Origin of the sequence: Escherichia sp. GZ89, from assembly GCF_019366485.1 — a bacterium.
GTDB classification, from domain to species: domain Bacteria; phylum Pseudomonadota; class Gammaproteobacteria; order Enterobacterales; family Enterobacteriaceae; genus Escherichia; species Escherichia fergusonii.
The window spans coordinates 58,639-75,093 of record NZ_JAEOHX010000005.1 but is presented as its reverse complement, the minus strand read 5'-3'; the positions used below and the strand labels follow the sequence as shown (position 1 = coordinate 75,093).

The following is a 16,455-nucleotide window of genomic DNA, read 5'->3' as shown; positions in this document are numbered from 1 at the left end:
AATAATCGCTTACAGATAACGTGGCAATGAATAACTGGCGCCATCAGCCGTAGCGCCAGTTAAATATTACGCCAGTTCGACGATTTTGTTGTCGATCAGGCGAGCATCGCCAAGCCAGGCGGCTACCAGAATCACCGCTCGTTTGCTGTTTTCAGAGATTTCCAGCAAGGTGTCGGCATCGCGAATCTGAATATCATCGGAACGGAAACCTTTTTCATTCAGTTCTTGCCCGGCAATAGCAATAATTTCATCGAGATCCCGTTCGCCAGCCTGCAATTTGTCGGCAATTGAACTTAAGACTTTGTAGAGACCCGGCGCAATTTTACGTTGTTCCGCCGTCAGATAGCCGTTACGGGAACTGAGCGCCAGACCGTCTTTCGCGCGCATAATCGGCACTCCGACAATCTCAATATCAAAGCCCATGTCGGCAACCATTTTGCGGATCAGCGCCAGTTGCTGAAAATCCTTTTCACCGAAGCAGGCGATGTCCGGCTGGACCAGGTTGAACAGTTTGCTGACGATGGTCGATACGCCGCGAAAATGTCCTGGACGGCTGGCACCTTCCAGCATGGTGGAAAGGCCTGGAACATCGACATAGGTGTGGGTTTCAGTACCGTTCGGGTAGATCTCTTTTACCGAGGGAGCGAAAACCAGATCCACTTTACGTTTGTTTAGCTTCTCGCAGTCTTCCTGCAAGGTGCGTGGGTAGCGAGCCAGATCTTCCGGGCGGTCAAACTGCATCGGGTTAACGAAAATACTGACGACGACCACATCGGCGCGGGCTTTGGCTTCGTCAACCAGCTTCATATGACCATCGTGCAGGTTACCCATAGTAGGCACCAGTGCCACGCGTTTGCCTTCCATTCGCAGGCGGCGAATTTGCTGACGCAGCAACGGCAGGGTTTCGATAATTAACACAACGTGACTCCTCAATGGAAACTGTGTTCTTCGCCCGGATAAACACCGGACTCCACTTCAGCTATATACTGACGCACTGCTGCGCGGATGTCGCCCGTTTCGGCAAGGAAATTTTTTGCAAATTTAGGGATATGGCCGCCGGTAATACCGAACGCGTCGTGCATTACGAGGATTTGCCCGTCGGTGACGTTGCCCGCGCCAATGCCGATTACCGGAATCGCCAGCGCTTCGGTAATGCGTTTCGCCAGTTCAACCGGTACGCATTCCAGTACCAGCAACTGTGCACCAGCGGCTTCTAAGGCTAACGCATCGCTGAGCAGTTGATCGCCCGCTTCATCGCCTCGCCCTTGTACTTTGTAGCCGCCAAAAATATTCACTGACTGCGGGGTTAAACCTAAATGACCACACACCGGAACTGCGCGTTCAGTCAGCATGCGTACTGTCTCAACCAACCATGCGCCGCCTTCAATTTTGACCATATTGGCTCCGGCACGCATTACTGTGGCGGCATTTTCAAAGGCCTGTTCCGGGGTGGAATACGCCATAAACGGCAGGTCGGCCAGCAGCAGGCAATTCGGTGCGCCACGACGTACGGCAGCAGTGTGGTAGGCGATATCTTGAACGGTTACCGGGAGTGTGGAGTCGTGCCCCTGAACAGTCATGCCCAGCGAATCGCCAACCAACATCACGTTAAGTCCTTCTTCGGCAAACAATTTAGCGAAGCTGTAGTCGTAAGCGGTTATTGTCGCGAAGCGTTTTTTGTCCTGTTTGCATTTCTGCAATGAAGCAATGGTGGTCGGTTTCATAACGTATCCTGATGGCTAAAGTCAGATTGATCGCATTCTAACAGTCGAAATCAGGGGGGCAATGGTTTTTAGTGTGAAGAAAGTTTCGCACCAGAGTTTGAATCTGGTGCGTTGAGTTGGAGTAAACTTACTTATTCATAGGAAAAAGAGAATGTCGCGTTACCAGTAAAATCCCCTGGGCTTATTGTGCCATTGCCACCATCTTTTACCAGTTGTGCAGTAAAGGGAAAATAAAGAATGTGGTTTGACCAGTTGGCGTAGTTAAAAATAATCTCGTTGCTGTTGTCTGCGTATAACTGAACATTATTCGTGGTTGAGTAGATTTTTACGCCAACTCCAGTTGCTGAACCGGATGATTTCCCAATTAATTTTTTATTTGGTGCTGCAGTTGTGGCTTTCAACTTTACTGTAATTTTATTTGCGTAGCAGTAATCGCCTCGAATAGAAAATGGAACTACTCGGGAGGCGTCCTGCTTAACCTGGGAAACATAATGGTCTCCCAAATTTATTTTATTACCGCTGATATTTTGGTTGGTTGAATCCAGAGCAATGGTAGCACATGTAGGTTGATCTACAGTAAAATTAAATGTCTCTGTGTTAACGAAAAAATTTATCCAGGGTTGGGTGTTGATACCAAGATACCAGGAGGCAATTTTTCCAGGTAATAATGTTCCGCTGGAAACGCCATTTGTAGGTTTGAACTCTGGAGTATAGTAAAAACGAAAACGTAGCACCCATTTGTTACTTGTTGGAGCCCACACCCACCATGTATTAGAGTTGGGAGTGAAGTTATCGTCACCAGCAGTCGGAAGTTTTAAGTTTATTTCTGGGTCACAACCACTACAAATTAATTCTACGGTATACACAATACCTGGAACAGTAGTTTTTAATAATGTACCACCTCGCTCTGACTCATATCCTGATATCAGGCCGGCATCAGCAGTATTAAGAAAGTGTACAGTTTCATCACCATCTGGTATAGCTTTACATCCAATACCATCCCCCCGAAGTACGATCGGTACATCCTTTACTGCATCAGCCATTTCCTGAGGGCTAGTAACCTGACGAGTTACTACAGTATAGGTGGGAGCATTAATTAACATAGTGTAATCCCCGGCTGAATTGCTTTCTATATAGCATTCAGAACCCGTGCTAGCAAACACACACCAGGACGATGTCAAAAATAACAGCATTGCGCTGCATATATGAAAAAACAGTTTATTGACTTTCCCTTGCATATTGATCCTTATTATTCGTAATAAACGTTAACAATAACCTGACTTCTCACAATACCAGCTACAGGTGCTAGAGAGTTATTGACTCTTTGCATTCGGGAATAGAATGTCCAGGTAGAGGGTGTGACTTGGTTGGAGGGCACGGAATAAATGGCTTTTGATGTTCCGTCAGTTCCCCGAACGTTAAATTTTTGCTCATTAGGCTGTGCCGAAAAAATCACTATCCCCACATTTTTTGCACCAGTGGGTTGCAATTCATACTGATTGCTGAAAATTTGAGAGTTTCCCTGAGTAAGCGTCCCCGATTGTGGTTGAAAATCTAATTTAATCTGCGACTGTGTGGTTTGTAAGTTGTCGCAGGAAACTACATTAACGGTAAAATTCTTGCCACCAGCATAGTCAGTTTCTGGAGTGATATTGTCAGAGAAATAATCCAGCGTCACGGTACCGAGATCAACAACCCCATTATTATTCACTGTCACCTGACAGGTGCTCGACACAATATTTGCAGTGAGATCCACATCCTGATTAGCATAACCAACAGGTGAGCAGAGGGCTGTTACCAGCCCTAATAAGAGCGCGAAATTATGATGCCTAAAAAGCATTATAATGTCCTTATCTGTTGTTACTGATAAGTGATAGTAAAGGTGGCAGGAGAAAGAAAATCTCCTGGTGTTACAGAAGACACTGTTCCACCGTTAGCAATGATCATCTGAGCACTTAGATTGTAGTCATAAGGTCTTGTTACGGTTACGGTTGAAAGATCTACTGTTTGGGTATTTACTGTGGAACAATTGAATTGAACACTTTCGTTTTCCCCTGGTGTAATGGTTGTCCATACTTCAACTGCTGCGTTGGTCGCTGGGCCATTACTTGACTTATTGGCAAAGGCTGCATTATTCGTTGCACAGCCTGGTGTCCTGGGGCTTAATTTCACTTTGGCCTTTTTACCCGGAATTCCCGCACAATCGCTAAACCGAATCTTAAATGCCTTTTTCTTACTTTTATTGACAAGTTCTGAAATATACACATCACCAAACGCAACAGTTGATATTTGGGTATCATTGGTATCGAGCAGTGTGGAGGTACAGGTGCCCATCGTAACGATACTATCAACTGTCAAGGTTGCTGATGTTGTTCCTGCCAGGGCATTATTCGCCAGGAAACCGCTTCCTGCGACAACAGTAACAATCATTGTAGCTATAGCTTTTATTTTCATGGTTGTTGTTCCTGTTATTCGTATGTGAAGTGAAAGGTAGCTTTAGCGCGGAAATTTCCCGTATTTCCTGTTCCCGCAGTTGTTTCACGTAGGGCGACAGTTAGGGGTAAACCAGAGGCCTTTTCGGTGGTTGACCATTCAATGCTCATAACATTATTAGGTGTGATAAATGCCGAGTCTGCCTGGTTCCTCCGTTTGATACCCATACCAATGTTGGCGGCTGGTGTGGTCGTTGCTTCATTTTTTATTAAATTACCTGAAGTTGATGCACCTGAAAGTTTGGTGAAGATTTTGGTATAACCCTCACTACATCCGGTGGCAACTAATTTAAAATTAGCTTGTGCAGCAGCATCCGCTTTAGCAATTTTATCCAGACCCACGGTTGGGATAGTCAGGCTATAGTCGTTGTTACCATTATCGACAACCACAGGACCATCATCTGTTTTTATGGTTATTGTACAGGTTGTCGCTAATAACCTTGCAGTGAAATCGACATTAATATCCGTCGCAGAGCTAATTGTAGGTACTCCCAGACATATTAGCGCGGATGTTATTATGAGCCTTTTCATAGAGTGTTCCATTTTAGTGGTTAACCAACTTACAGGTAAGGTTGTTTAATAATAAAGTATTTGTACTTCCTAATGTTTCTGGTTGTGCCGGAAGTTGATAATGCAATTTACAATTCATTGTTTGACTGTTTTCGAACCAGCGAACAATTAATTCTCCGTTATCATTAATACCGCGCACAAATGCCTGACCACCTTGTCCCATGCTACCAATCATAATTTCATCCTGATAAACCTCAGCGGCAAAAGGAATAGATTTGCCGTTACTGGCACTGATATTCAGGACTGCAGAACGCCCCTGGTCAGTTTCAAAACTGGCAAGAATAATGGAGCCACTACGAGGTACAGTGGTGGCACTGGTACTTTTTAGTTCGACATCGTTTTCCAATGTTTCAATATTTAACCCCACACGGTTTTCACGATATGGACTTAAGGATGAGGAAACGGCATAACCCCAGCGATCGATTTCATCAGTACCGTTATTGACTCGTGCACCCTTCGCGCCAGGTGCTTTAATTACGACTAAAGTGTCATTGCTACCGAAACTGTTATTGGTGAAGGTCAGGCCGCCACTGTGAAGTACAAAACCACCATCGGTAGAGACAGAGTATTGTTGTCTGTTATCGGTGCTGGCAGAAGCAGAAGCGGAAAAACCTCCCCATATGGAGTCATAGCTAAGATATCCACCAACGGAAGCGACATCTTCGGAGTCTTTATCAAGGTTATAGCCCGTATTCACGCTGTAACCGATGAGATTATCTTCACTGTTACCCGAACTACTGACGTTTAACTGATGTGAGCCGTTGAAATCGGTATTGAATTGAGTATTTAGGTTACGGAACCCTGATGATTTACGTTTACCGCCGAAAATATTTTCCAGTGGAACGCTAACGTTCAAATACATTGCATCATCTTTATCGCCGTCTTCATTCCAGCTACGTTGCAAGTTGACGCTGAAACTCCCCCAAAAAACACTTTTACTGTAGCCAACGTTGTATTCAGTACGGTTATTATTGCCAGCCCAGTAGTCCGTCCAGCTACCAGATAAAAAGAGTGAACCGTAGTCCTCATAAGCAAAATTCAACGGTTGATTTACACTAACGGTAAATTGGTTTTTCATACGCGAATAGGTACGCATGGTGTCTTTGCTTTCGTCGGACGACAAATGATTGGCGTCATCGATGAGGGCTAACGCATCATGTAGACCGAGGTAATTCTCGGTGGAATAACGATAGGCAGCAAGGTTAAATGAGGTGCTTGTAGCTTCGAACAATTTGTTCCAGGTAATACGATAACTTTGCCCCTGATATGTTTTATCGTCAGGAATTTCGGTGCGGGCATGTGTGACATCCACCGCAAAGGCACCGATACTGGTATTGATGCCAAGCCCCAAAAGGCCAGACATATAGTCGTTATCTGTAATTTGTACGCCGGTATAACCGGTGAACAAATTATTGAATCCGTAGTAAAACGAGGCCTGAGCCATATTTGGCTCATGACGCAAGCTGTCATCGATAATTTGTCCGGCACTAATATCCCAACGGCCAACGCCAGGGCGTTGCAACTGCACGACAGAAGAGAACGGCTGGGTAAATGAGCGTTTAGAGCCATCTGCTTCTTCAATCGTAATGACCAATTCGCTACCAAACCCTGAAGGGCTGAGATCGTCAATTACGAATTCACCCGGTGGAACGGTGGACTCATATATTTTATAGCCGTTCTGGGTCACCGTCACTTTGGCGTTAGAGTTTGCTACGCCACGAATGGTTGGCGCATAGCTGGCCAGTACGGATGGTAGCATACGGCTGTCACTATAAAGACGCATACCACGCACATTAACTGAGTCGAAGGTTTCACCGGTGGTATAGGCATCACCCACGATCACTTGTGAGCGTATAGCCGGGATATCACGCTGTAAGTAACGATCCTGAAAGTCGAAACTGTTACCGTTATCTTGTGACCAGTTATAGTTGCCGCGAGCACGCAGGTGCCAGACTCCAAAATTGAGGCCAGTGTTGAAGGCGCCGTAGATACTGTCCCGGTTGTCATTATAAGAGTCTGAGTGGTAGGCGTTTAATGAGTAAGAAAGCGTGGCGGCATTAATACCCGACTCCCAAAGTGAAGGGTCAACATAACCGCCATAGGTTTTATAGACGTACGCCTGCGGAACTGAGATCTCCAGATACTGCTCACCGCCGTCATAGCGGACTTCCGCCTGCTCAATCGATTTTTTGATATCCAGGCAATCGCCTTCTTCGCCTTTTCTGGCAATCAGCGTAATGGGGGATTCTGGCTGCTTAATATGCAATTGTGCCAGATTCTTACGTGTTATACAGGCCGCGGCGCTGTTTTCCCCTATATCAACAAAAGGGAGTTCTAAACTAGCAACGGGTTGCTCATTGACAAATACGCGGACGTTATAAACACCAGGAGGCGTTGGGTTACCCTGTGAATAACGTTTAATATCAATGGTCGATGCCCCAGCCCCCATCAAAAAGGAACTGTCATATTCCACGCTTTCTGTTGCCGCTCCGTTGGCGCTATAGAAAAAAGCACAACATACAGCCAGAAGTGTTTTTTTCGGTAGACGACTTTTCTGATGAGTTAACGTATACAAGGTTGCGTTCCTGGCGATTTAAAGGTGAATCCGTTTAGTGATTAAAGTGACGCGCTGCCATCAATGTTGCCGCCATAATCATTAATGGCTTTGTAAATAACTTTTCCTGATGACACACTGCCCGGCAGACCGGTAACGTCGAAACTCGCTTGAGCAAAAGGCGCAACCATGCTGGAGTCGACTTTGTAACTCCTGGTACCGCTTTCCAGAGTGACATCATTGAATGAAACGTAGTAAGGGGTTGGGTTTTGTACCTGAAGCTGCGAGTTGTTTAACTTCCACGTCAGTTTGGCTGGTGCTTCAGCGGGTTCACCTTGTAATCCACTTGGGCGATAAAAAAGTTTGATACGGGTACGGAAAGCCAGTTGTAATAAATTTTTGTCTGATTCGGCATTTTTCGGCTTGGGCGGGACTTCCAGCACGTTAAACCAGAAAACACTTTCCCGGTCCGCAGAAAGTTGTGTTGTACCAGTAAACATCACTTTTACCGTTTGCCCACGCTTAGGTTCAATGCGCGATACAGGTGGCGTAGAGGTAAACGGAACTTTGATCTGACTGGGATCAGCATTGTCATCACCTGTATCCAACCAGTTTTGAATTAACAAGGGCCGATTGCCTTTGTTTTCCAGTCGAACGTTAACATCTTTTTTATCTGCGAAATAAATGATACGTGTGCCGGAAATTATGATATCGGCAAATGCAGGGGCACTGGTCAGTAATGTACTAATAAATAATACGCTAACGTTTTTTTTACAAAGGAAAACATAAGCACTCCTTGCTATAGTGTAATTATGTGACATTAGTAAAATAAGGCTTACCCGCAGGCAAACCTTATGCTCATTACGCCATTAGTTATAAGTAATGGTGTACAGTGCGTTAGTGGTAACGTGACCAGAAGTAACGTCCTGGCTGTTCGGAGCTTTTACATAGGAAGCATTGAACACATATTGACCGTCACCATCAGCATCTAAAGTCAACAGATGTTTTTCTGCAGAGTTGTTCATGTGTACCTGTTTAATCTCAGCCGCGCCAGATTTGTTGGTCATGTTGTGAACTGCAATATTCACATTCTCTGCTGGCTGGATGCCATTTACAGTGATGTTCATATTGTTATTCAAAGTACCACTGGTGTTTGCGTAGCTTGCAGAACCCATAGTTAAAGATGCTTCTGACTTACCTGGTTCACAATTTACAGAAATCATAAATTCTTTCGGCAGCAGACCAACAGCAGTTGCGCTAACTTCGGCAAAATTATCAGTAACATTTGCGGTATCCAGTGTTACTACGCCATCGGTAGTGATGCTGTGCATACCCGCGTCTACTACGCCGACTTTACAGGTACCGGACTGAACCAGACCGTTAAAATCGATATGACCACCATCTACAGCCAGAGCGGAACCAGAAACCATCACTAGCGCGGCTGCGAGTAGTGTTTTTTTCATTACATGTATCCTTACAAAAAAGTTATTAGTTAATGTAGCGGGCGGATAATACTGAATATGTGGTTGTAATGTAAGGTGGGGGTAATTATCATTTTGTTGAATGTATTTGTGTGGTTTATTGATTTATTTATGATGATTCAATTTTATAGTGAAATATAAGTGAATTTATTTGCTGTGCGTATGAATTTAAATGTCAAGTTAAATAATTTACAAAGTGATTGTAGAATATTTAATGTGTATAAATTCAAACTTATGTTTATGCTAGGAAATAATTTCCTTCTGAAGGGGTAGAGTATCTACTATAATCAAGAAGTTTTTGAGTTGATTTGTAAATGTAATTAACTCGAATTACCAGATCGCAGGTTGTGCAGTATTCAGAATATTAAGTATATCTTGCAGCGATGCGCCATCAGGAAAAACCAGCTCCGGCGCAATCTCAAACAGCGGCCACAACATAAAGCCACGATTTTTCATATCGTAGTGCGGAACGGTCAGACGTTCGGTATTTATCACTTCATTACCAAACAGCATGATGTCGAGATCCAGCGTGCGTGGTCCCCAGCGTTCAGCTTTACGAACACGACCCTGTTGCAGCTCTATGCGCTGTGTATGGTTGAGTAACTCTTCCGGGGCGAGGGAGGTTTCAAGTGCCACGGCGGCGTTGAGGTAATCAGGTTGATCTTGTGGCCCCAGCGGCGGGGTGCGGTAAAAAGAGGAAACAGCAAGAATTTTGCTTTGAGGAATTTCTCTAAGTGCTTTGACGGCAGCATTGACCTGCTCCAGCGGAGAGGCCAGATTGCTGCCGATGGCGATATAGGCGATGGTCACGCCGTACCCTCACGACGCGGGGCACGTCGGCGTGGACGACGATGACGGCGGCGCGGTGCCGGATCTTCGTCAAGCTCATTAAGCATGCCTTTTTGTTCTGGTGGCGCAGAAACCTGAAATTCACCCCACCATTTTGCCAGGCGTTGCAATTCAGAATTGCGCTCAACTTCGGCACGAAGTGCCAGAAGATCATAAGCCGCACGGAATTTTGGATGCTCCAGCAGCTTCCATGCGCGTTTACCCTGGCGGCGCGACATGCGTAACTGCAATTGCCAGATATCGCGGGTTAACGTAGTGAGACGTTTAGGGATCGCCAGCGAACGGCAGGCTTCGTCCAGTACATCATTCATTGCCAGTGCAAAGGCATCTGACCAGGTCAGACCGCTCTCCTGGGCAATGCGTTGTGCTGTCTCCATTAACGGATACCAGAACATCGCTGCAAAAAGGAACGCAGGATTCACGCGCAGACCGTTGTGAATACGGTTATCGGTGTTCTTCAACACCTGAATAATCATCCGTTCCATTGCGCTATCACCGTTTTCGGTGAAGTAACGAGTAATGGTCGGGAACAACGGCTGGAACAGATGGTATTCGCGCAGCAGCTTGTAGGTTTCGTAACCGTAACCTGCCTGCAACAGTTTAAGAGATTCTTCAAACAGGCGAGCTGGCGGTACATCGTTGAGCAATGCGGCCAGGCGCGGGATTGGCTCGGCGGTTTCCGGGCTGATTTGCATGTTTAGTTTCGCGGCAAAACGCACGGCACGTAGCATACGTACCGGATCTTCACGGTAGCGCGTTTCCGGGTTACCAATCAGCCGAATAATGCCTTCTTTCAGGTCTTGCATCCCACCAACGTAATCGCGTACGGTGAAATCCGCCACGCTGTAATACAGGCTATTGATGGTGAAATCGCGGCGCTGGGCGTCTTCTTCGATGGAACCGAAAATGTTGTCGCGCAGCAACATGCCGTTTTGCCCGCGTTGGGATGTCGTGCGGTCGCTGACATTACCTTCGTGGTGTCCACGGAAGGTTGCGACTTCGATAATCTCTGGACCAAACATGACATGAGCAAGACGGAAACGGCGACCTACCAGGCGGCAGTTACGGAACAGTTTGCGAACCTGCTCCGGCGTGGCGTTGGTGGTGACATCAAAATCTTTTGGTTTTTTGCCAAGTAACAGGTCGCGTACACCACCGCCAACCAACCAGGCTTCGTATCCCGCTTTATTGAGCCTGTACATTACCTTCAGAGCGTTTTCACTGATATCTTTGCGAGAGATAGCATGTTGCTCACGCGGGATCACCGTCACCTGTGGACGGGCGGCAGCCTGTTCAGCCTCGCTTTCCTCGCGGCTTAGCACCTTGCGGCAAAAATTAGCGACTCGGGTAAAAATAGTACACCTCGGTAGTGTCAAACATCATTCAGGACAAAAAAATAGCGGCTAATCATAGCTCAGCATGACGCATTTGAGAATGTTGAATTTACAATTGCTGACCCTGGCACTGTGGTGAGCCGCCAGTTGTTCACTGCACTTTGTAATAATTCATTAACACTGAGATCTTGCCACGACGGAAGCTCAGGTTGCCCAAGGAAACGTAACGCCGCGATTAGTACCGGGCGTGGATCACCTTTCGGCAACGCAGGCGCATGATTCTGCTTGGAAAGTTTAGCGCCTTGTTGATTTAGCGCCAGCGGTAAATGGATGTAATCCGGTACTTGCCAGCCAAAGAGTTGGTACAGCGAAATTTGCCTTACTGTCGGTTCAATCAGATCAGCCCCACGCACTATTTCTGTAACGCCCTGGAAATGATCATCAACCACAACAGCCAGGTTGTAGGCGAACAACCCATCACGGCGATGAATTATAAAATCTTCCCGGGCCAGTTTTTCGTCAGCGTGAATAACACCACGCAGGCGATCGGTAAATTGTGTCACTGGGTGCGTCTGTTTTATTCGCACAGCTGCATGTTCAGGTCCATGATGCAGCTCACGACAATGCCCGTCGTAAATTCCGCCGACGCTCTGCACCCGTGCACGGGTACAGGTGCAATAGTAGCTCAGCCCTTGTTGCTGTAACCAGGCTAGCGCTTCACGGTAGGCATCGTGACGTTGTGATTGCCAAAGAACTTCGCCATCCCAGTGCAGCCCGTAATGTTCCAGTTGGCGCAGAATGGTATCAGCGGCACCGGGAACTTCACGCGGTGGATCAATATCTTCAATGCGTACTAACCAATGACCGTGTTGGGCACGAGCCTGAAGAAAACTGCCGAGCGCGGCAATCAGAGAACCAAAATGGAGCTCGCCGGAAGGTGAGGGGGCGAAGCGGCCAATATAATGTGTGTCAGTCATCTCTTTGAACAAAAAATAAGGCGGGAGTAATTCCCGCCTGTGGTAAACGTGATGAAACGGTTGGCTTAGCCCGCCATCTGTTTTTCGCGAATTTCAGCCAGCGTTTTGCAGTCGATGCACAAATCAGCTGTTGGGCGCGCTTCCAGACGACGAATACCGATTTCCACACCGCAGGATTCGCAGTAGCCGAAATCTTCGTCTTCAACCTTCTTCAGCGTTTTTTCGATCTTTTTGATCAGTTTGCGCTCGCGGTCACGGTTACGCAGTTCGAGGCTGAACTCTTCTTCCTGGGCTGCACGGTCTACCGGGTCCGGGAAGTTAGCTGCTTCATCCTGCATATGTGTAACGGTGCGATCGACTTCATCCCTGAGTTGATTACGCCATGCTTCCAGAATACGACGGAAGTGCGCCAGCTGGGCTTCGTTCATATACTCTTCGCCCGGCTTCTCCTGGTATGGCTCCACCCCAGCGATGGCGAGAATACTCAGGGACGATGTTTTACGGTTTTGCCCTTCTTGCATGTTGCTTCTCCTTAACACGCACTATCGATCCCCATGTGCGGGGGAAAAAATGAGGCCGCTATAAATAGCAGATGCTTTTCCGGATAGCAATTATCTAAACGTAACACTTGACAAGCTTGTGAGGAAAAGCGTATTTGCGCACGCGACCAGAATGTAAAATAACCAGTTACTTACTCCACTATAACGTAATGGGTAATAATTTTTTAAGCGACATGCCTTCGGCAGAAATTTCAGCTTTATAGGCCAGAATTTCTACCCCCCTTTGCTGAGCTTCAGTCAAAAGTTGCGCGTATTTCATATCTATGTGCCGCGCGGGTGAAAACCGTGTAATGGCTGAATGCAACACGGCAAACAAAATTACCGCTCGTTGCCCCTCAGCCGCTACGCTCATCAATTCCCGAAGATGTTTCTGCCCACGTTGGGTGATTGCATCGGGAAAGTAGCCTTGTGCGTGATCCGCTAACGTAACCGATTTCACTTCAATATAGCAGTCAGGTTGAAACCCTGCCTGTAACATGAAATCGATACGGCTGCGTTCGGCCCCGTATTTTACTTCGCTCCTTAACTCGCTATAGCCTGACAATTCTGAAAGCCAGTCATTCTCAAGGGCTTCTTTCGTCAGACGATTGGCCCAAAGCGTATTCACACAAATCAATGCGCCAGCTTGCGTTTCAGTCAGTTCCCACGTGTGAGGATACTTACGCTTTGTATTCTCTGACGTTGAATACCAGACCGTATCGCCAGGCGTGGCGCAGCCAGTCATTGCACCTGTATTGGGACAGTGTAGCGTCAATTCACGACCATCAGGTGTGATCACATCGGCTAAAAAGCGTTTATAGCGCTGGATTAATGTGGCACGCTGTAAAGGTGGGAAAAACTGCATCGATCAATTCCTTGTTATGGCGTTAATGTCCAGCGTTGCAATGCTGTATAGCGGGTAGAGCCACGGGTAAACGTGGAGGCATACAGAACAAATTCACTCACCGGAAATGACCAGCAAAATCCTGGTGCGGGAATCGCCACCGCATGGCTTACGTCGCGCAATAGCGTAATGTGCGGATGAAAAGGTTTCGGGCTTTGATAGCAGCCGCTACGTGCGGCCTGTGAGCGCAATAAATTGGCCAGTTGTAGCAGCTCGCGCGGCGGCTGACGTGTTCCCAGCCATATTACACGAGCCCCAGACCATTGCCCGGCATCGTCGAGTCTTAGGGTGAAACCTGGCTGACGAATTCGCCCGGCAAGCTGGCTGAGGATCTGCTGTTTCTCGCTACTTACGTCACCCAAAAATGCCAACGTCAGATGGAGATTCCCGGCGGCAACCGGGCGGCCCGCTTCCTGGGGAAACTGCTCTGCCCGCCAGTGAACGATTTGTTTGCGGATTTGTGCAGGTAATTCGATAGCAAAGAACAGCCTTTGTGGCCCGGACATGTGAGGTACTCGGTTATGCATTACCGCGATGCTACAATGTGGCGCGAAGATTGTTAACCCTCTGGAGCGTTTTGTGTCGTCGTTGCCCGTTGCTGCCGTCTTACCTGAATTACTTACCGCTCTTGATTGTGCGCCGCAGGTGTTATTAAGTGCGCCAACCGGGGCCGGGAAATCAACCTGGTTGCCGCTGCAACTGCTGGCGCATCCCGGCATTAACGGAAACATTATCCTGCTGGAGCCGCGTCGTCTGGCGGCGCGTAACGTTGCGCAACGACTGGCGGAGCTGCTTAACGAAAAGCCAGGTGATACCGTTGGCTACCGGATGCGCTCGCAAAACTGTGTCGGGCCAAATACTCGCCTGGAAGTAGTTACCGAAGGCGTGTTGACGCGCATGATCCAGCGTGACCCTGAACTGAGCGGCGTTGGATTGGTGATCCTCGATGAGTTTCATGAGCGCAGCTTGCAGGCGGATCTGGCGTTGGCGCTGTTACTCGATGTGCAACAAGGTCTGCGTGATGACCTTAAACTACTGATTATGTCGGCTACGCTGGACAATGACCGCTTGCAGCAGATGCTGCCAGAAGCGCCCGTCGTCATCTCAGAAGGGCGCTCGTTTCCGGTTGAACGCCGTTATTTATCGCTGCCCGCTCATCAGCGTTTTGATGAAGCCGTGGCGGTTGCCACCGCCGAATTGCTGCGTCAGGAACGCGGATCATTACTGTTATTTTTACCTGGTGTCGGAGAAATTCATCGCGTTCAGGAACAACTGGCTTCGCGCATCGGTAGTGATGTGTTGCTCTGCCCGCTGTATGGCGCGTTGTCGCTGAACGATCAGCGAAAAGCGATCCTTCCGGCACCAGAAGGGATGCGCAAAGTGGTGCTGGCAACCAATATTGCTGAAACCAGTTTAACCATCGAAGGTATTCGTCTGGTGGTGGATTGTGCTCAGGAACGTGTGGCGCGCTTTGATCCGCGCACGGGGCTTACGCGGCTGATTACTCAACGCGTTAGTCAGGCATCTATGACGCAGCGTGCGGGGCGTGCCGGACGTCTGGAGCCGGGGATCTGTCTACATTTAATCGCCAAAGAACAAGCAGAACGCGCCTCCGCGCAAAGTGAACCGGAAATCTTACAAAGCGATCTCTCCGGTTTGCTGATGGAATTACTGCAATGGGGATGCAGCGATCCGACGCAGATGAGCTGGCTGGATCAACCGCCAGCCGTGAATTTACAGGCCGCGAAACGCCTGTTACGGATGCTGGGGGCGATGGACGGTGAACGGCTAAGCACGAAAGGGCAGAAAATGGCGACGCTGGGTAACGATCCGCGTTTAGCGGCAATGCTGGTGAGCGCAAAGAGCGACGACGAAGCTGCTACCGCTGCAAAAATTGCCGCTATTCTCGAAGAGCCACCACGGATGGGCAATATCGATCTGGATGTGGCGTTTTCGCGTAATCAACCAGCCTGGCAGCAACGTAGCCAGCAACTGTTAAAGCGCTTAAACGTATGCGGCGGTGAGGCAGACAGTTCGCTTATCGCACCGTTACTTGCCGGAGCGTTTGCCGATCGCATTGCTCGCCGCCGTGGGCAAGATGGACGCTATCAACTGGCAAACGGCATGGGGGCGATGCTCGATGCCGACGATGCGCTAAGCCGCCACGAATGGCTGATCGCACCGTTATTATTGCAGGGCACCGCCTCGCCGGATGCGCGGATTTTACTGGCGCTACTGGTCGATATCGATGAATTAGTACAACGCTGTCCGCAGCTGGTGCAGCAATCGGACACCGTGGAGTGGGATGATGCGCAAGGTACGCTGAAAGCATGGCGTCGGCTGCAAATTGGCCAACTGACGGTAAAAATGCAGCCGCTGGCGAAGCCTTCAGAAGACGAGTTGCATCAGGCGATGCTTAACGGCATTCGTGATAAAGGTTTAAGCGTGCTCAACTGGACGGCGGAAGCGGAACAGCTACGCTTGCGTTTGTTATGCGCCGCCAGGTGGTTGCCAGAATATGACTGGCCAGCGGTTGATGATGAAAGTTTGTTGGCGACGCTGGAAACGTGGCTACTGCCGCATATGACAGGGGTACATTCGCTACGCGGCCTGAAATCACTCGATATTTATCAGGCGCTACGCGGATTACTTGATTGGGGGATGCAGCAACGTCTGGATAGTGAATTGCCTGCGCATTACACTGTGCCGACGGGAAGCCGGATCGCCATTCGTTACCATGAAGATAACCCGCCCGTGCTGGCGGTGAGAATGCAGGAGATGTTTGGCGAGGCCACCAATCCGACGATCGCCCAGGGGCGCGTGCCGCTGGTGCTGGAGTTGCTTTCTCCTGCCCAAAGGCCGCTGCAAATCACACGAGATTTGAGCGCCTTCTGGAAAGGTGCGTATCGCGAGGTGCAAAAAGAGATGAAAGGGCGTTATCCCAAACACGTCTGGCCGGATGATCCGGCAAATACCGCACCGACGCGACGGACGAAAAAGTATTCATGAAGACCAAAGTAAATTTGAGAGA

The 16,455-nt window shown here is 48.3% G+C and carries 16 protein-coding genes; 1 reads left to right on the top strand and 15 read right to left on the bottom strand.

The window, feature by feature from the left end; genetic code table 11:
- Positions 1–66: 66 nt before the first annotated feature.
- The 15 genes from panC to thpR all read right to left on the bottom strand — a co-directional run bounded on the left by panC (position 67) and on the right by thpR (position 13,930).
- Positions 67–918 (bottom strand): pantoate--beta-alanine ligase, encoded by an 852-nt coding sequence (gene panC, locus K0335_RS10400; RefSeq protein WP_000905377.1) that lies wholly within the window; start codon positions 916–918, stop codon positions 67–69.
- An 11-nt stretch (positions 919–929) separates the two neighbouring features.
- On the bottom strand, positions 930–1,724 hold the full coding sequence (panB, locus tag K0335_RS10395) for a 3-methyl-2-oxobutanoate hydroxymethyltransferase (protein WP_000805466.1): 795 nt from the start codon (positions 1,722–1,724) through the stop codon (positions 930–932).
- A gap of 131 nt (positions 1,725–1,855) precedes the next feature.
- Positions 1,856–2,962, bottom strand: a complete 1,107-nt coding sequence (locus K0335_RS10390) for a fimbrial protein (protein ID WP_104919982.1) — start codon at positions 2,960–2,962, stop codon at positions 1,856–1,858.
- Between the two features lie 11 nt (positions 2,963–2,973).
- On the bottom strand, positions 2,974–3,564 hold the full coding sequence (locus K0335_RS10385; RefSeq protein WP_104918240.1) for a fimbrial-like protein: 591 nt from the start codon (positions 3,562–3,564) through the stop codon (positions 2,974–2,976).
- A 20-nt stretch (positions 3,565–3,584) separates the two neighbouring features.
- Positions 3,585–4,178: a fimbrial protein gene (locus tag K0335_RS10380; protein ID WP_046076752.1), complete on the bottom strand. Its 594-nt coding sequence runs from the start codon at positions 4,176–4,178 to the stop codon at positions 3,585–3,587.
- Between the two features lie 14 nt (positions 4,179–4,192).
- A complete protein-coding gene (locus tag K0335_RS10375; RefSeq protein ID WP_104920514.1) occupies positions 4,193–4,747 on the bottom strand; it encodes a fimbrial protein in 555 nt (184 codons plus the stop codon).
- 13 nt (positions 4,748–4,760) lie between these two features.
- Complete coding sequence (locus K0335_RS10370) at positions 4,761–7,361, bottom strand: outer membrane usher protein (RefSeq protein WP_160193852.1); 2,601 nt, start codon at positions 7,359–7,361, stop codon at positions 4,761–4,763.
- Positions 7,362–7,402: 41 nt separating this feature from the next.
- A complete protein-coding gene (locus K0335_RS10365) occupies positions 7,403–8,161 on the bottom strand; it encodes a fimbrial chaperone (RefSeq protein ID WP_219393813.1) in 759 nt (252 codons plus the stop codon).
- A gap of 48 nt (positions 8,162–8,209) precedes the next feature.
- Complete coding sequence (locus tag K0335_RS10360) at positions 8,210–8,803, bottom strand: fimbrial protein (RefSeq protein WP_104918244.1); 594 nt, start codon at positions 8,801–8,803, stop codon at positions 8,210–8,212.
- A gap of 348 nt (positions 8,804–9,151) precedes the next feature.
- Positions 9,152–9,631 carry a 2-amino-4-hydroxy-6-hydroxymethyldihydropteridine diphosphokinase gene (folK, locus tag K0335_RS10355; protein WP_104920512.1) on the bottom strand — a complete coding sequence of 160 codons (480 nt, stop codon included), beginning with the start codon at positions 9,629–9,631 and terminating at the stop codon, positions 9,152–9,154.
- Positions 9,628–11,025, bottom strand: a complete 1,398-nt coding sequence (pcnB, locus tag K0335_RS10350) for a polynucleotide adenylyltransferase PcnB (RefSeq protein ID WP_206748349.1) — start codon at positions 11,023–11,025, stop codon at positions 9,628–9,630. The genes folK and pcnB overlap by 4 nt, the downstream gene beginning before the upstream one ends.
- 59 nt (positions 11,026–11,084) lie before the next feature.
- Complete coding sequence (gene gluQRS / locus K0335_RS10345) at positions 11,085–11,981, bottom strand: tRNA glutamyl-Q(34) synthetase GluQRS (RefSeq protein WP_176912999.1); 897 nt, start codon at positions 11,979–11,981, stop codon at positions 11,085–11,087.
- A 65-nt stretch (positions 11,982–12,046) separates the two neighbouring features.
- Positions 12,047–12,502, bottom strand: coding sequence for an RNA polymerase-binding protein DksA (gene dksA / locus K0335_RS10340; RefSeq protein ID WP_001155227.1), 456 nt, complete (start codon positions 12,500–12,502; stop codon positions 12,047–12,049).
- Between the two features lie 178 nt (positions 12,503–12,680).
- Positions 12,681–13,385, bottom strand: coding sequence for a DNA/RNA nuclease SfsA (gene sfsA, locus K0335_RS10335; protein ID WP_104920510.1), 705 nt, complete (start codon positions 13,383–13,385; stop codon positions 12,681–12,683).
- Positions 13,386–13,399: 14 nt separating this feature from the next.
- Entirely contained in the window at positions 13,400–13,930 is a 531-nt protein-coding gene (gene thpR / locus K0335_RS10330) for an RNA 2',3'-cyclic phosphodiesterase (protein ID WP_104920509.1), read from the bottom strand.
- A 73-nt stretch (positions 13,931–14,003) separates the two neighbouring features.
- Between thpR and hrpB the strand changes: the two genes are divergently transcribed.
- Positions 14,004–16,433: an ATP-dependent helicase HrpB gene (gene hrpB, locus K0335_RS10325; RefSeq protein ID WP_104920508.1), complete on the top strand. Its 2,430-nt coding sequence runs from the start codon at positions 14,004–14,006 to the stop codon at positions 16,431–16,433.
- Positions 16,434–16,455 lie beyond the last annotated feature (22 nt).

What these genes read in the sequence shown, in the direction of transcription:
- dksA (WP_001155227.1), bottom strand. Translation starts at nt 12,502, where the DNA reads ATGCAAGAAGGGCAAAACCGTAAAACATCGTCCCTGAGTATTCTCGCC.
- K0335_RS10390 (WP_104919982.1), bottom strand. Translation starts at nt 2,962, where the DNA reads ATGCAAGGGAAAGTCAATAAACTGTTTTTTCATATATGCAGCGCAATG.
- thpR (WP_104920509.1), bottom strand. Translation starts at nt 13,930, where the DNA reads ATGTCCGGGCCACAAAGGCTGTTCTTTGCTATCGAATTACCTGCACAA.
- K0335_RS10365 (WP_219393813.1), bottom strand. Translation starts at nt 8,161, where the DNA reads ATGTCACATAATTACACTATAGCAAGGAGTGCTTATGTTTTCCTTTGT.
- K0335_RS10385 (WP_104918240.1), bottom strand. Translation starts at nt 3,564, where the DNA reads ATGCTTTTTAGGCATCATAATTTCGCGCTCTTATTAGGGCTGGTAACA.
- gluQRS (WP_176912999.1), bottom strand. Translation starts at nt 11,981, where the DNA reads ATGACTGACACACATTATATTGGCCGCTTCGCCCCCTCACCTTCCGGC.
- K0335_RS10360 (WP_104918244.1), bottom strand. Translation starts at nt 8,803, where the DNA reads ATGAAAAAAACACTACTCGCAGCCGCGCTAGTGATGGTTTCTGGTTCC.
- panB (WP_000805466.1), bottom strand. Translation starts at nt 1,724, where the DNA reads ATGAAACCGACCACCATTGCTTCATTGCAGAAATGCAAACAGGACAAA.
- sfsA (WP_104920510.1), bottom strand. Translation starts at nt 13,385, where the DNA reads ATGCAGTTTTTCCCACCTTTACAGCGTGCCACATTAATCCAGCGCTAT.
- K0335_RS10380 (WP_046076752.1), bottom strand. Translation starts at nt 4,178, where the DNA reads ATGAAAATAAAAGCTATAGCTACAATGATTGTTACTGTTGTCGCAGGA.
- K0335_RS10375 (WP_104920514.1), bottom strand. Translation starts at nt 4,747, where the DNA reads ATGAAAAGGCTCATAATAACATCCGCGCTAATATGTCTGGGAGTACCT.